We start from the raw sequence: 15,052 nt of genomic DNA, 5'->3' as shown, positions 1-15,052 counted from the left end.
TTCGGGGAAAGGTGTCGGCGCTCACAGCCGATCGATCGGTATCTTGAGATAGGCGACGCCATTGTCCTCCGCGGGCGGCAAGCGCCCCGCCCGCATATTGACCTGTATCGAAGGCAGCAGCAGCCGAGGCATCGCGAGTTCGGTATCGCGCGCGCGGCGGCGAGCGACGAACTCGTCTTCGGAGATACCGTCGCGCGCGTGGACGTTTGCGGCACGCTGCTCGGCGACGGTCGTTTGCCAGCGGTGCTCCTGCCGCTCCGCGGTCAGATAGTCGTGGCACATGAAGAGCGGCGTATCGCCGGGGAGTTCAAGGATGCGGCGGAGCGACCGGAACAGAAAAACAGCATCGCCGCCCGGAAAATCAGCGCGCGCCGAGCCGTAATCGGGCATGAACATCGTGTCGCCGACGAACACCACATCGCCGATCACATAAGCAACACAAGCTGGCGTATGACCGGGAACATGGAGCACGGTAACTGGCAGTTCGCCAATTGCGAAACGGTCGCCATCGGACCAGAGACGATCGAAATCCGAGCCATCACGGCGAAATTCGGGTCCGGCGTTGAAGATGTCGCCGAACACAGCCTGAACGTCCCGGATATGCTCGCCGATCGCGATCGCGCCGCCGAGCCTTTCCTTGATCCAAGCTGCTGCCGAGAGATGATCGGCATGCGCGTGGGTCTCCAAAAGCCAGTCGATCGCGATGCCCTCGGCGCGGACATACTCCATGATCGCTTCGGCCGAGGCGGTCGAGGTACGCCCGGCAGCTGCGTCATAGTCTAGCACACTGTCGATTACCGCGCCGCGCTTCGTGCGCCGATCATGGACCAAATAGCTGATCGTCGAGGTCTCGGGATCGAAGAAGCCGCGCACCGCCGCCGTATCTTTCGCTATCGACATAAGCTGATGCCGTGCAGCCGCGAGCGGGACATCCGCTGCTAAAGTCCATGCAGCCCGGTCCTCCTCCATGATCAGCGAATACTCCTTCCAGGAACAGCGGACGCGCGATTCTGAGCAAATGCATCCGCTCTCAATAGAAAGAGACGCAACGAAACGAGTTTACCCCACTCCTATATTGCCCAACCGAGTCTGACACGGATGGAGCAAGGATCGCTCGCTTTGCGGCAGACCGCCGTAAGCGGCGCCGCGCGGGAATCAGTAAAAGCGAAGATTGTCGATTTCGCCCCATGAACTTGCGCCCGCCTCGCGCTGGACGACGACACCGACCTGCACGAGATCGTCGCCGCGCCAGGACGGCGCATCGCCGCGGCCGGGGCGCGTCGCCACGAGCGCGGAGAAGGGCACGCGCAGCTCGGACCAGCCTTCCTTCGCTTCGATCGGCGCGGTGAATTCGCCTGCGAGCGTGTTGACCACGAGGAGATAGCGGCCGGCGCCGCGCATATCGAGCCGGACGCCTGCGAACTTGCGCGCATCGACCGGACGGACCGAACCACGGCTCAAGGGCACGAGGATGCCGCCCTCGGGCTTGTCCTTGAGCGACATCTGCACCGCGAAGGCAAGCGCCGAGCCGTCGCCGCCCGCGTGGGTCACGCGGTTGGTGACCACCGAGGAACGCTCGACGCCGCCATCCATGTCGGTGAGGCGGAGCGTGTCGAGCGAGCTCCGTCCATCGGCGCGTTCGAAATCGTCGATCAGCGCCTCAGCGGGCAACGCCGGGAGCGTCGTGGCGAGGTTGCCCGCGGGCAGCTTCACCCCGGCGCCATGGACGAGCTTGCCGTCGACGAAAACACGGTCGATCTTCTCGACATCGCCGATCGCTTCCCACGGCTTGCCGTCGATGAGCACAAGATCGGCGCGCTTGCCCTTCTCGATCGTGCCGCGGTCGGCCGAAAGTCCGAGCGCGAGCGCGCTATTCGACGTGCCCGCGAGCAGCGCCGCCTTCGGCGTGAGGCCAGCCGCAACGAGCAATTCCATTTCCTGGAGCGTCGAGACGCCGTGCTTCGCACCGCCGATCCCCGCGTCGGTCCCGACCGCGATCGTGACGCCGGCCGCGTGGAGATTGCGGACATTCTCTTCGGCGAAGCCATATTTGCGAATGCGCAGGCGCGTCGCGGCATCGTCCTTGCGCCCGGGGCCGATCTCGTCGGGCTTCAGCTGATAGATGGCGAGCGTCGGGGCGTAGAAGGTGCCCGCCTTCTTGATCCGGGCGATCGCGTCGGCATCGAGCACGCCGTCCTGGATGCTGTGCGCGATCACGTCGATGCCGGCGTCGGCGGCGAGCTTGCCGCGTTCGACGGTCACCGTATGAGTGAGCACGCGCTGGCCATGCTTGTGCGCCTCGTCGGCGAGTGCGGCGAGGGTCTCGACGTTCATCGAGGTTTCCTCGGGCAGCTGGCCGTAGCGCCAGCCGTCGGCGAAAGCCTTGATATAGTCGGGGCGATAGGGCTGGAGCGCCTGCACCTCGCGCCGCGCGCTCTCGGCGGTCGCGACCCATTTGGTGGTATTGGTGTCACCCCAGTCGGCGCCGTGGCCGCCCGGCGTGCTCATGCGCGCGACGAAGTTGACGTGCGGCGCGTAGATGTCGGCGAGCCAGGCGCGGCGCGGCGCGAAGGCTTCGGGCTGCTGGTGGAAGTCGTTCACGGTCGTCACGCCGCTCGAGAGGTAAGCGTTGGCGATTTGCGGCAGCGCGGCGGGCGAGCCCGACGGCGACCAGTGCGTATGGACGTCGATGAAGCCCGGGAGCAGCGCCTTGCCGTCGGCACGCACTATCTTCGCGCCCTTGGGAGCCTTGACGTCAGCTCCGACCGCATCGATCCGGCCACCCCGCACGACGACGGTGCCGCGATAGGGATCCTTGCCCGTGGCATCGAAGATCGTCGCGCCGGTGATCGCGACCAGCTCGCCGCCCGGTTCGGCGAGTACCGACTGGCTCGCCCAGCCAAGCCCGGCGGCGAGCGCCGTTCCCGCTACGATCATCTTCCGAAAACTGGCCACGCGCGTCTCCTCGATTGTCTGATTGTCGCCCTGCCCTGCTTTGACGCAGCGGCGGTAGATATCCCCACCAGCCTGTTCGGTCCGCGCCCGCCATGTCGCAACAATATGCGCTTGTCGACCGCATTGCTGCTGCGGAACCGCGCCGCACTTGCGTCTCTGCTTCCTGTACGCCCCGGCCGGGGCGAAGCCGGAACGGGACAGTCATGAACAGAGCTTTCGCCTTCATCCTCATCTTCGCCATGGTCGCCGGGATTGCGGCGGGCTGGTTCGTGAATTCGCATTACCCGGCCGCAAGAGCCGCCGAAATCGCCGACAATCTCTCGATCCTTACCGACCTCTTTCTGCGGCTCATCAAGATGATCATCGCGCCGCTCGTCTTCGCGACCCTCGTTGCTGGGATCGCGCATATGGAAGACGCCGCCGCGATCGGCCGCGTCGGCGCGAAGACGATGGGCTGGTTCATCGGGGCCTCGATCGTGTCGCTCTCGATCGGGCTCGTCATGGTCCACCTGCTCCAGCCGGGCGCGAGCCTCGCGCTCGACCTGCCGACGACCGGCGCTGAAGGCCTCGTCGCGACCGGCGACTTCTCGCTCAAGCAATTCGTCACCCACCTCATCCCGCAATCGATCGTCCAGGCGATGGCCGAGAACGAGATCCTCCAGATCGTCGTCTTCTCGGTCCTCGTCGGCTCGGCGGTGGCCGCCATCGACGACAAGGCTCCCGCCGTGCTCGCCCTCGTCGAGCAGGTCGCCGCGATCATGCTCAAGGTAACCGGCTTCGTGATGAAGACCGCCCCGGTCGCAATCTTCGCCGCGCTCGCCTCGACCGTCGCGACGCAGGGCCCCGGCGTCCTCGTGACCTATGCGGGCTTCGTCTCGGGCTTCTATCTCTCGCTCGGCGCGCTCTGGCTTGTGCTTTTCCTCGCCGCGCTCGCGATCATCGGCACGCGCGCCTTCGGACTGTTCCGCGGCATCCGCACTCCGGTGCTCCTCGCCTTTTCGACCGCCAGCTCGGAAGCCGCCTATCCGAAGACGATGGAGGAGCTCGAGAAGCAGGGCGTCAACCGCCGCATCGTCTCCTTCGTCCTGCCGCTGGGCTACAGCTTCAATCTCGACGGCTCGATGATGTATTGCACCTTCGCCGTGCTCTTCATCGCGCAGGCCTATGGCATCGACATGACCATCGGCCAGCAGATCACCATGCTGCTCCTGCTCATGGTGACGTCGAAAGGCATGGCGGGCGTCCCGCGTGCCTCGCTCGTCGTGATCTCGGCGACACTCGCCTACTTCAAACTGCCCGAGGCCGGGCTGCTCCTGATCCTCGCGGTCGACCATCTGCTCGACATGGGCCGCTCGGCGACCAACGTCGTCGGCAATTCGGTCGCTGCCGCGGTCATCGACCACTGGGAAGGCCGCAGAATGGCGCGCGAAGCGGCTGCCGGCGAGCCCGTACCCACCGAACAACTACCCTCTCTCGCAACCAAGGAGTGAATATGTCTCGTATCGAAAGCCGTCTCGCCAGCCTCGGGATCGAACTGCCTGAGGTCTGTCCGCCGGTCGCCAACTATGTGTCGTCGACGCGCTCGGGCAACATCGTGCAGATCTCGGGCCAACTCTCGACCCATGCCAGCGGCGGGATCAAGGGCACCATCGGCGCCGACTGCAGCCTCGCCGACGGCATCATCGCCGCGCGGCTCTGCGCGATCAATCTCATCGCGCAATTCAAGGCGGCCACCGACGGCGATCTCGACCGCGTTGCCCGCGTTCTCCGGCTCGGCGGTTACGTCCAGGCAGGTCCCGAATTCTACGAGATCCCGGCCGTAATGAATGGCTGCTCGGACCTCATCGTCGACGTGTTCGGCGAAGCCGGAAAACATGCCCGCTCGGCGATCGGCGTCTACCGCCTGCCGTTCAACTTCGCGGTAGAAGTTGATGCGGTGATCGAACTGGCCTGAACGGCGACAGGAGGCGGAAACTGGAAAATTTCGCTGTAGTGCAAAAGGTTGTAATTTTCTGCGCCAATGTTGATGGGGATACGTCGATGACTTGCGTCATAGCGAGACGAGATGGGGAGAAATCCATCCGCCGCACGGAGGACGACGCGCCGATCGGGTCGAAACAAGGGGACATGGCATGACGAACCGCACATATTCGAACTACCGCAAGCATATTCTCGCCGCAGCATCGCTGATCGGAATGATCGCCGCACAAAACGCGGCCGCCCAGGAACAGGCGGCGGAGACCCAGGCCGCGACCGAGCCGCAATCGGCTCCCCGCGGCGAAGAAATCGTCGTGACCGGCAGTCGCATCGCTGGCACCAAGATCACCGAAGCCTTGCCCGTGACCGTGGTCGGCGAGGACGAGATTGCGGCGACCGCTGCGGTGTCGGGCGACGAACTGTTGCGGTCGATCCCGCAAATGAGCGACCAGTCGTTCAACAGCAGCAATGGTCAGACGAGCAGCAATTTCGCGCGCGGCGACGTCGGGTCCATCGATCTGCGCGGACTGGGAGTCGGCAACACGCTGGTCCTGCTCAACGGGCGCCGGCTTGTGCAGCACCCAAGCAGCCAGGCGAGCACGTCGCTGGCGCCGGTCATCACCTATAATAGCAACTCAATCCCGGTCTTCGGTATCCAGCGCGTCGAAGTGCTCCGCGACGGCGCGGCAGCCCTCTATGGCACCGACGCCGTGGCGGGCGTGGTCAACACCATCCTTCGCGACAATGTGAACGGCGGCGGTTTGTCGGTCCAATATGGCGGAGCAGAGGGAACGGGGCTGCGCGAATTCAACGGCTCAGGTTATCTCGGCACCGACTTCGCCGAGAATCGCGGCAATATTTCGCTGCTGTTCAACTACACCAACCGCACGGCGCTGTCCTCACAGGACCAGGATTATACCGCGACATCCGATCACCGCTTCTTCGACGATTTCGCGGGGACAGTGTTCGCTGGCTCGAACAGCTTGGACGACACCAGCACTTTGTCCCAGTGGGGCAATTTCACCACCGGCGTTCGCGTACGCCGCGGAACGACCAATATCACGACCACGGGCGGGGTGTTTTCGATCCAGCCGACAGCAAATGGCGGCTGCTCGGCCGATCTGGGGGGCGGGATCTGTATCGATGATGCGACGCGTGCCACGACCGGCGCTGATCGCAACACAAGGTGGGACGCCCAAGCCAATTATCCGCTTTCGATTATTCCCCGGCTGGATCGTGTCAACGTGTTCGCGAACGGCCACTATGACCTCAGCGACAATCTGACCGTCTTCGGCGAAGCCGGCTATTATTATGCCAAGACGCGGAGCATCCAGGACAGCGTCTTCTCGATCGGTTCGATCCAGATGACGGTGCCGGCGTCCAACTACTGGAACCCCTTTGGCCCCGTAACCTTCGCCAATGGCACGTTAAACCCGAACCGCCTCGCGGGGATCGACGCGCCCGCCGCCGGCCTGCCGGTGACGATCACAAGCTATCGTTTTGTGGACATGGGACCAACCGTCGTCGATGTCACCAACCGCCAGTTCCGGGCATTGCTGGGGCTTCGCGGCGAGGCGCTCGGTTTCAACTGGGAGACGGCGGCGCTCTATTCGCAAGCAACGGTCCGCGATGTTCAGGATGGGATCAGCGCCACGCTTCTCCAGCAAAGCCTCGCGCTCTCGACGCCCGATGCCTATAATCCGTTCAATGGCGGCAGCGCGACCAATCCGACCGGTCCCGACACGACACCTAGCAATCAGGCCGCTCTCGACGCTATCGCGATCAAGACTGTTCGCGCGGGCAAATCTACGCTGGCGCAGTGGGATTTTCGGGCATCGAAGGCCGATCTTCTGACGTTGCCCGCCGGCAACGTCGGCATGGCGCTTGGCTTTGAGCTGCGTCGCGATTCCTATCTCGACGACCGCGACGAGCGCGTCGACGGAACAATCACCTGGACAGACACGGTCACCGGTATTGTCCAGCCATCCGACTTGTTCGGCGTCAGCCCGACCCCCGACACCAAGGGCTCGCGCACGGTTTTCGCTGCCTACTCCGAACTGGCCGTGCCACTGATCGCGCCCGAAATGAATGTTCCGCTCATTCGCAGCCTCGAGCTACAGCTGGCGGGCCGCTACGAGCATTATTCGGATTTCGGCAGCATCGCGAAACCCAAGGTGGCCGCCGCTTGGGACCTCTTCGATGGCTGGCGAATCCGCGGCTCGTGGGCGCAAGGCTTCCGCGCGCCGAACCTCGAGCAGACCAAGGCAACGATCATCACACGCGGCAATACGCGGACCGATTATATCCGCTGCGAGGCCGATTTGCGCGCGGGCCGCATCACCAGCTTCGACGCTTGCGCCCAAGGTTTTGTTACCACCGGACGGCGCGCGGGCAACCCCGACCTGAAGCCGGAAACCTCGACCACCTGGACGATCGGTACTGTGCTCCAGCCGCCGGCCTTCAATACCGGCCGACTCCGCACCACCTTCACGGTGGACTATTGGCAGGTCAAGCAGAAGGGCATCGTCGGCGTATTCGGCGAAGGCAACGCGCTCATCAGCGATTATCTCCTCCGCCTTCAGGGGTCGAGCGATCCCACCGTGGTCCGCCTGGCGCCGACGGCCGACGATATCGCATTGTTCGCCGGGACTGGCATCGCACCGGTCGGTCGGGTGCAATATGTCGACGACCAGTATCGCAACCTGGAACCACAGACGGTGCGCGGGATCGATTTCGGGCTCAACGTCGGGCTTCGCGACACGGGAATCGGCGATTTCACCATGTCCGCCAACGCGGCCTATCTGCTCAAATATTTCCGCGACGTGTCCCCTGACATCCGGGTCCTGCTCGATGCGCGCGCGGCGGGCGACATCAACATCGACACGGTCATTCCGGAAGGCGGTAATCAGGTTCGCCGCGACGCTTTCCCAAAATGGCGCGGCTCGGCCTCGCTTACTTGGAAGCTTGGGCAATTCACGGCTGGCGGCTTTGTAAGCTACACCGGCAGCGTCATCGACAACGACATTTCGATCGGCGGAGAAAACCTGATCGTAAAGGCGTACACCACCGCGAGCCTGTATGTGCAGTATGACCTTAAAGGCGGGTTCACCGATGGAACCCAACTGCGTGTCGGAGTTCGCAACATTACCAATGCGCAACCGCCGATTGATTCGAGCGGCTTCGGCTACATGGGTTCGCTTCATTCGCCGATCCCGCGCTACTGGTACGTCAACGTCCGCAAGACTTTCTGACGCACCTCCCGTCCGGCCGTCGCGCACCCCCGGCGCGGCGGCCGGATTGCTGCCCATTCCATCCCTTCGCACAAGGTGATCCCGGCGTGACACGACATTTCTCCGACACCATCTCCCCGGCCCGCACCCCCCGCGCGGTGCGCGCCGCGCTTCTCGGCACCACGCTCGCGCTCCTCGCGGGCTGCGCCGCCGATGCCTCCTCGGCGCGCCCCGCCAACACGCCACCGCCGCCCGCGGAACCGGCGGCAGCGCCGGCGCCCGCACCGTTCGCGAGCACCTACCAACCGCGTCCCGCCGCCGACACGGCGATCGTCGGCGCCTCGATCCTGACCGGCACCGGCACCCGGATCGACAATGGCACGGTGCTGATGGCCGCAGGCAAGATCATCGCGGTCGGCGCCGATGTCGCTGTTCCCTTAGGCGCGCGCGTCATCGACGGGCGCGGCAAGTGGGTCACCCCCGGCATCATCGACGCCCATTCGCACCTCGGGGTCTTTCCGGCGCCCGGCGTCCAGGGCCATGCCGACGGCAACGAGAATATCGACCCCTATACCGCGCATGTCTGGGCCGAGCATTCGATCTGGCCGCAGGATCCCGTATTTACCAAGGCCCGCGCCGGCGGGGTCACCAGCCTGCTCATCCTGCCGGGTTCGGCCAACCTCTTCGGCGGCCGCGGCGTGAGCGTGAAGAATGTACCCGCGGTGACCGTCCAGCAGATGAAATTCCCGGGCGCGCCCTACACGCTGAAAATGGCTTGCGGCGAGAATCCGAAAGGTCGCTACGGCAGCCGCGGCCGCGCCCCCGCCACGCGCATGGGCGAAGTCGCGGGCTTCCGCCGCGCCTGGATCGACGCCGCCGAATATGGCCGCAAGGTCGATGCCTATGAAAAGAAGCGCGCGCGCGGCGAAGGCGGCGAGGCGCCCAAGCGCGACCTCGGGCTCGAAACGCTTGCGGGCGTGCTGAAGGGCGACATCCTCGTTCAGAACCATTGCTACCGCGCCGACGAAATGGCGGTGATGCTCGATGTTGGCCACGAGTTCGGTTACAAGACGCGCGCCTTTCACCATGCGGTCGAGGCTTACAAGATCGCCGACCTGCTCGTCGCCGACGATGTCTGCGTCGCGACCTGGGCGACGCGCTGGGGCTTCAAGATGGAAGCCTATGACGCGATCGAGGAAAATGCCGCGATCCTGAGCAAGGCGGGCGTCTGCGTTGCGATCCACTCGGACGAGCAGCGACTGATCCAGCGCCTCAACGTCGAAAGTGCGGTCGCGATCGCCGCCGGGCGCCGCGCGGGGATCGACATTCCGCAGGAGGAGGCGATCAAGTGGATCACCCTCAACCCCGCGAAGATCATGGGCATTGCCGACAAGACCGGCTCGCTCGAGCCGGGCAAGATGGCCGACGTCGTGCTGTGGAGCAAGAATCCGTTCAGCGTCTACGCCATCGCCGAGAAGGTCTTCATCGACGGCGCGCTCGTTCTCGACACGAGCGATCCCGCCACGCGCTACCGAAGCGATTTTGAAATCGGCCAACCGGTCGGGGAGGAATGAGATGCAACGACGGCTCCCAGTTTTCACAGGCATCGCCCTGGCCCTCGCTGCGACCGCCTCACCGGTCGCAGCGCAGACCTTCGCGATCACCAACGCGCATCTTCTGACGCCCGGCCCCGTCGGCGAGGTCCAGAATGGCACGGTCCTCGTGCGCGATGGGCGCATCGCTGCCGCCGGCGCAAATGTCGCCGTCCCGTCAGGCGTGCGCACGATCGACGCCAAGGGCGCGACGGTCACTCCGGGGCTCATCGCGGTGAACACCGCGCTCGGCCTCCTCGAGGTCAGCTCGGTCGACGGTTCGGTCGACAACAAGACGCATAATTCGGGGATTAGCGCCTCGTTCGACGTCCAGTACGGGCTTAACCCGGCGTCGACGCTCATACCTATCGCGCGGCTCGGCGGCGTCACCCATGCGGTCGTGATGCCCGACTATGACGACAGCGAGAAGGAACGCGAACTGCCCTTCGCGGGCAAGGCCGCGCTGATCTCGCTCGGTGAGGGCGCGGCTATCCTCCATCGACCCGGGGTCGGCATGATGCTCGAACTCGGCGAGGACGGCGCCGCGCGCATCGGCGGCTCGCGCGCTGCGGAATTCGTGCAGCTTCGCCAGATTTTCGATCTCGCGCGTCAGGCGCCGCGCGACGAATATCCGTTCGAGCTCTCGCAGGCCGATGTCGCGGCGCTGAAGCCCGTGCTCGCTGGCACGATGCCGCTTATCGTCGTCGTCCACCGCGCCGCCGACATACAGCAGGTGCTGAAGCTGGCGCGCGACTACAAGCTCAAGATCATCCTGTCCGGCGCCGAGGAAGCCTGGCGCGTCGCCGACGAAATCGCGGCGGCGAAGGTCCCCGTGCTCATCAATCCGACCTCGAACATCCCCGCGAACTTCGACATGCTCGGTGCCTCGCTCCAGAACGCGTCGATCCTGAAGGCAGCGGGGGTCGAGATTGCGATCGGCGGCAACGACGCCGGCCACCGCGTCCGCGAGATGCGCTATAATGCCGGCCTCGCCGTATCGCGCGGGCTGCCCTATGCCGCAGGCATCGAGGCGCTCACGCTCGCACCCGCCCGCATCTTCGGCGTCGCCGACCAGATGGGTTCGATCGCACCCGGCAAGGCAGCAGACATCGTGATCTGGGACGGCGATCCGCTCGAGCCGCTCACCCAGCCGACCGCGATCTTCATCGCGGGCAAGGAACAGCCGCTGACGTCGCGCGCGACCGAACTCGGCAAGCGCTACGCGCGCTGACGCGCCGCGCCCGTACTGAAGGTCAGGACGGGCGCGCCGTGAGCGGCAGCGCGGTGGTGAACTTGATTTCTTCCATCGAGAAGGCCGAACTTACATCGGTGAGCCGGATCGAACGGATGATGCGCCGATAGACCGCGTCATAGGCGGCCATGTTCTCGACCCTGAGCTTGAGCAGATAGTCGACGTCGCCGGTCATGCGGTAGAATTCGACGACCTCCGGAATATCGCGGATTGCCGAATTGAGCATCTCGAGCCAGGCTTCGCTATGCTCGGAAGCGCGCAGGCTCACGAAGACCGTAAGGTCGAGACCGAGCGCACTGGCGTCGAGGATCGTGACGCGCCGCGAGATCACTCCGCTTTCCTCGAGCCGCTTGATCCGCCGCCAGCAAGCATTCTGCGACATATTGGCCTTGGCGGCGACGGCCGCGACCGAGAGCGTCGCATCCTCCTGAAGAAATCCCAGAATCCGGACGTCGGCATCGTCGAGTGAAACGCGGGTCATGGTTTTCCTCCTTCAAACGTCTTGCGCGCCAACGAAGGAAGGCGCGGGTCGCGACGAGGCGTCATCCTCGCCGCCTCCATATCCATCGGCGGCCTCACTGACGGCATCCGACGCAGGCCCCATCCGTGCGATCGCCGTCGTCGCAGCGACATCCATGGTCACATTGCCAACCGTCCGCACGAGATCGGGGATCATCTCGACCGCGATCAGCAGGGCGAGCGGCTCGATCGGAATACCCATCGCGACGCAGATTGGCGCGATCGAGGTCAGAAAGCTCACTTGTCCAGGCAGACTCACCGACCCGATCGTCGTGATCGCTGCCACCGCGGCGCCCGCCGCGATCGTGGACGGCGCGAGCGATATGCCAAGCCAGTGCGCGACATAGATGGCGACTGCGAGGTTCATCGCCGGGCTCGTAACGCGGAAGATCGCGACCGCGACCGGCAGCGATACGCGCGACACCGAGCGGTCGATCCCGAGATCGGTCGATGCCTTCAGCATCGGCGGCAAGGAGGCGAGCGACGACTGGGTGCTGAGCGCGACCGCCTGCGCGGGTGCGACCGCCTTCGCGAAGGCGAGAAGACGCACGCGGCCACCGAATACCGCGACCGGATAGGCGAGCGCCCAGGCGGCAAGCCCGGCGCTCGACACGATCACGACATAATGGGCGAGCGCGCCGATCGCCGAGGTGCCGGCGCGCGCGCCAACCCCGAAGGCCAGCGCGAGCACGCCGATCGGCGCGAGCGCGAGCACCCAGCCGACGATGAGCAGCACCGCGCTCGCGATCGTGTCGAAGAAGGCGGTCACCGGCTCGCGCTGCACCGCGGGCAGCCGCGCCAGCGCGACCGCAAAGACCGCGGTGAAGAGGATGAGCGGAAGAAGCGCGTCGTTCGCGGCCGCGGCAAACGGATTGGTCGGTACGATCGAGCGGAGGAAGGCGGCAATCCCGACCGTTGGCGCCTCGACATGGGCCGATGTCGTAAGGCTCCCCGTGAGCGAGCGCGCGGCGTCGGCCGGCATCGGGAAGATACCGAGCAGCGCGGGAATGAGGAGCGCCGCCATCGCGGTCGAAATCCATAGCAGCGCAACGAAGGTGACGACCGAGCGCATCGCGACGCGATCGCCGCGCGCGCTATCGACCGTCTTTGCGATCCCGGTGATCAGGAGCGAGACGACGAGCGGGATGATCGTCATTCTGAGTCCGTCGAGCCAGATACCGCCGATGCTGTCCGCAATCGTTACCGCATCGATGAGACCAGCGAGCCCGAGCCGCGTCCATCCCACGCCCAGCGCCAGTCCAGCGACCAGCGCCGACAAAATAAGCCAGGTTCTCGCCATGCGATCACTCCTCCTACCTCCGATGCGGGAGGCCCCTTTGCTTTGACGCGCTACGAACCGAACACCCCATCGCCCAAAGCGCGATTCCGCGAGGAAGTTTTGCGGTCCCTCGCCAAATGTTGCAGTTCCGAGGCGACTCCGGGGCAGATGATTCGACCGGACCGACGTTGTTCATGTAGGATTTCGATCATTTGATCGACCGAATACCGAACTATCAGTTCAAACATCCCAACATTCGCCAAATTCCTGCCAAAGTCGGTGATGAATTCACCCTAGCACTCATGTCATAAAATGTCGCCACAAGGGGACGCACGATGACATTCAGTGCCTATGGGGCCGAGTATGAGACTGAAAACGTCACGGCCGGCGATGGCTGGCAGACGTTCGAACTTATCGCTCCACCTCCGGAAAAGCCGCCGGCCACTCCCGCTTTGCCGTCCGACAACGCCGCGCCCGATCTTGTCGAAGCTTTCTGGCCGCACCTCCCGCTACTCAGGAAATATCTCCGCCGCCGCGTCCCGGTCGCCGACCTCGACGACATTCTCCAGGACGTTCTCCTCAGCATCATTCGCCGCGCCGACGCCGCCGCGGTCGCCCATCCCAAATGTTATCTCTTCCAGGCCGCGCAGGCCGCGCTCATCGATCGCCATCGCCGCCAGACGACGCGCCGCAGCGACTGCCATTGCCAGCTCGACGAACCTGACCATCCGGTCGACGAGATGTCGCCGCTGCGCATCCTGCTTGCCAAGGATGAGGTCCGCGCTGTCGAGACCATGCTCAGCCAGCTTCCCGAGCGGACGCAGGAAATCCTCGTCGCGATCCGTGTCGAAGGGTCGAGCCTGAAGAGCCTCGCGAACCGCTACAACATCTCGACGAGCGCCATCGAAAAACATGTGACCAAGGCCGCCAAGGCGCTCTCGGTCGTCCGCCGCAGCGATCTCGTCGCGGCACATCGCAACGGCGTGTCGCCGCAGCGGCAGAAACTCCTCTCCAATTCCATCTGAGAAAGAAAATATAGATGACGCTTTGCAGTATGGTTCACGAGCAGACGCGGCTCATCCACGGCGATACCCCGTGCGACGCGCTCCAGCGGACCCCCGGTCCGCCAATCCAGCGCGGCTCGACCGTTCTCCTGCCCAGCTGTGAGGCGCTCTACGACGGCGGCAAGGTCACCTACGGCCGCGTCGGCCTCTCGACCCAGCGCACGCTGCGCGATGCCCTGCGCGATCTCGAGAATGCCGATGAAGCCTTCATCTATCCCTCGGGCCTCACCGCGATCACCGGCACGCTGCTCGCGCTGCTCTCCGTCGGCGACGAAGTTCTCGCCTGCGACACCGTCTATAATCCGACCCGGCGTTTCCTTGCCGGCACGCTCGCGCGCTACGGCGTCACCGCGCGCTACTTCGATCCCGCCGACGATGCCGAAGCCATCCGCGCGATGATAACGCCGAAGACCCGTGTGATCTTTCTCGAATCCCCCGGTTCGCTGAGCTTCGAAATGCAGGACATCCCGGCGATCGCCGCAATGGCGAAGGAAGCCGGGATCATGACCGTGATCGACAATACCTGGTCGGCCGGCGTCCTCTTCAAGCCGCTCGATCACGGCGTCGACGTGAGCATCCAGTCGCTCACCAAATATGTCTGCGGCCATTCGGACGTGTTCATGGGGCTCGCCGCGGCGAAGGGCCATGCCGCCGAACTGCTCGCGGCGTCGAGCTACGAGACCGGCTGGGCGGTATCGCCCGACGACGCCTATATGGCGATCCGCGGTCTGCGGACACTCCATACCCGTCTCGCACAACATGGCGCCGCCGCGCTTCAGGTCGCCAAATGGCTCGAGGCGCAGCCCGAAGTCCATTCGGTGATGTGCCCCGCGCTGCCGAGCGATCCGGGTCATGCGATCTGGAAGCGCGATTTCACGGGCATCTGCGGCCTGATCGGCGCGGTACTCCAGCCCGCACCCGAAACGGCTGTCGCCGCGATGGTTGAGCAGCTCAAGCTTTTCGGTCTCGGTTTCAGCTGGGGCGGCTATGAGAGCCTCGCCATTCCCGTCGACCCGCAGCTCAAGGCCCGGACCCACAAGCTCAGCTATCCCGGCCCCTTGCTAAGATTGCACATCGGGCTCGAAAGGGTGGATGACCTCATCGCGGATTTGCGGCAAGGGCTCGGCACCCTTTCGCAGGACACCGCAGCGCCACCGCGTAAGTTGAGGGCCGCAGGATAAGCG

The 15,052-nt window shown here is 64.7% G+C and carries 11 protein-coding genes; 7 read left to right on the top strand and 4 right to left on the bottom strand.

What is annotated here, in order from left to right; genetic code table 11:
- Positions 1-21 precede the first annotated feature (21 nt).
- Together RIA72_RS08155 and RIA72_RS08150 are read right to left on the bottom strand one after the other, a co-directional pair.
- Positions 22-900 carry an MBL fold metallo-hydrolase gene (locus RIA72_RS08155; protein ID WP_083455621.1) on the bottom strand — a complete coding sequence of 293 codons (879 nt, stop codon included), beginning with the start codon at positions 898-900 and terminating at the stop codon, positions 22-24.
- Positions 901-1,155: 255 nt separating this feature from the next.
- Positions 1,156-2,955, bottom strand: coding sequence for an amidohydrolase family protein (locus RIA72_RS08150; protein ID WP_200905403.1), 1,800 nt, complete (start codon positions 2,953-2,955; stop codon positions 1,156-1,158).
- Positions 2,956-3,158: 203 nt separating this feature from the next.
- Here RIA72_RS08150 and RIA72_RS08145 point away from each other — a divergent pair, with 203 nt between their 5' ends.
- From RIA72_RS08145 to RIA72_RS08125, 5 genes are all read left to right on the top strand, one after another.
- A complete protein-coding gene (locus RIA72_RS08145; protein ID WP_053555666.1) occupies positions 3,159-4,445 on the top strand; it encodes a dicarboxylate/amino acid:cation symporter in 1,287 nt (428 codons plus the stop codon).
- A 2-nt stretch (positions 4,446-4,447) separates the two neighbouring features.
- Positions 4,448-4,909: a RidA family protein gene (locus RIA72_RS08140; RefSeq protein WP_350031719.1), complete on the top strand. Its 462-nt coding sequence runs from the start codon at positions 4,448-4,450 to the stop codon at positions 4,907-4,909.
- A 178-nt stretch (positions 4,910-5,087) separates the two neighbouring features.
- The gene (locus RIA72_RS08135; protein ID WP_053555668.1) at positions 5,088-8,183 is read left to right on the top strand and encodes a TonB-dependent receptor plug domain-containing protein; all 3,096 of its coding nucleotides are present in this window, start codon (positions 5,088-5,090) and stop codon (positions 8,181-8,183) included.
- 137 nt (positions 8,184-8,320) lie between these two features.
- Positions 8,321-9,736, top strand: a complete 1,416-nt coding sequence (locus RIA72_RS08130) for an amidohydrolase (protein WP_053555669.1) — start codon at positions 8,321-8,323, stop codon at positions 9,734-9,736.
- Position 9,737: 1 nt separating this feature from the next.
- Entirely contained in the window at positions 9,738-10,985 is a 1,248-nt protein-coding gene (locus RIA72_RS08125) for an amidohydrolase family protein (protein WP_083455507.1), read from the top strand.
- Between the two features lie 22 nt (positions 10,986-11,007).
- Here the strand turns inward: RIA72_RS08125 and RIA72_RS08120 are convergent, their stop codons facing one another.
- Complete coding sequence (locus RIA72_RS08120) at positions 11,008-11,487, bottom strand: Lrp/AsnC family transcriptional regulator (protein ID WP_037512420.1); 480 nt, start codon at positions 11,485-11,487, stop codon at positions 11,008-11,010.
- A 12-nt stretch (positions 11,488-11,499) separates the two neighbouring features.
- Entirely contained in the window at positions 11,500-12,825 is a 1,326-nt protein-coding gene (locus tag RIA72_RS08115; RefSeq protein ID WP_083455508.1) for a dicarboxylate/amino acid:cation symporter, read from the bottom strand.
- Between the two features lie 314 nt (positions 12,826-13,139).
- Here RIA72_RS08115 and RIA72_RS08110 point away from each other — a divergent pair, with 314 nt between their 5' ends.
- Together RIA72_RS08110 and metC are read left to right on the top strand one after the other, a co-directional pair.
- Positions 13,140-13,829 (top strand): RNA polymerase sigma factor, encoded by a 690-nt coding sequence (locus tag RIA72_RS08110; RefSeq protein ID WP_053555670.1) that lies wholly within the window; start codon positions 13,140-13,142, stop codon positions 13,827-13,829.
- Positions 13,830-13,843: 14 nt separating this feature from the next.
- Positions 13,844-15,049 (top strand): cystathionine beta-lyase, encoded by a 1,206-nt coding sequence (metC, locus tag RIA72_RS08105; RefSeq protein ID WP_083455509.1) that lies wholly within the window; start codon positions 13,844-13,846, stop codon positions 15,047-15,049.
- The last annotated feature ends 3 nt before the right edge of the window (positions 15,050-15,052 follow it).

The organism is Sphingopyxis sp. (assembly GCF_040216815.1).
GTDB lineage: Bacteria > Pseudomonadota > Alphaproteobacteria > Sphingomonadales > Sphingomonadaceae > Sphingopyxis.
The sequence above is the reverse complement of the archived record's forward strand: the minus strand, read 5'-3'. Positions and strand labels throughout refer to the sequence as shown.

What these genes read in the sequence shown, in the direction of transcription:
- RIA72_RS08155 (WP_083455621.1), bottom strand. Translation starts at nt 900, where the DNA reads ATGTCGATAGCGAAAGATACGGCGGCGGTGCGCGGCTTCTTCGATCCC.
- RIA72_RS08145 (WP_053555666.1), top strand. Translation starts at nt 3,159, where the DNA reads ATGAACAGAGCTTTCGCCTTCATCCTCATCTTCGCCATGGTCGCCGGG.
- RIA72_RS08140 (WP_350031719.1), top strand. Translation starts at nt 4,448, where the DNA reads ATGTCTCGTATCGAAAGCCGTCTCGCCAGCCTCGGGATCGAACTGCCT.
- RIA72_RS08135 (WP_053555668.1), top strand. Translation starts at nt 5,088, where the DNA reads ATGACGAACCGCACATATTCGAACTACCGCAAGCATATTCTCGCCGCA.
- RIA72_RS08125 (WP_083455507.1), top strand. Translation starts at nt 9,738, where the DNA reads ATGCAACGACGGCTCCCAGTTTTCACAGGCATCGCCCTGGCCCTCGCT.
- RIA72_RS08120 (WP_037512420.1), bottom strand. Translation starts at nt 11,487, where the DNA reads ATGACCCGCGTTTCACTCGACGATGCCGACGTCCGGATTCTGGGATTT.
- RIA72_RS08115 (WP_083455508.1), bottom strand. Translation starts at nt 12,825, where the DNA reads ATGGCGAGAACCTGGCTTATTTTGTCGGCGCTGGTCGCTGGACTGGCG.
- RIA72_RS08110 (WP_053555670.1), top strand. Translation starts at nt 13,140, where the DNA reads ATGACATTCAGTGCCTATGGGGCCGAGTATGAGACTGAAAACGTCACG.
- metC (WP_083455509.1), top strand. Translation starts at nt 13,844, where the DNA reads ATGACGCTTTGCAGTATGGTTCACGAGCAGACGCGGCTCATCCACGGC.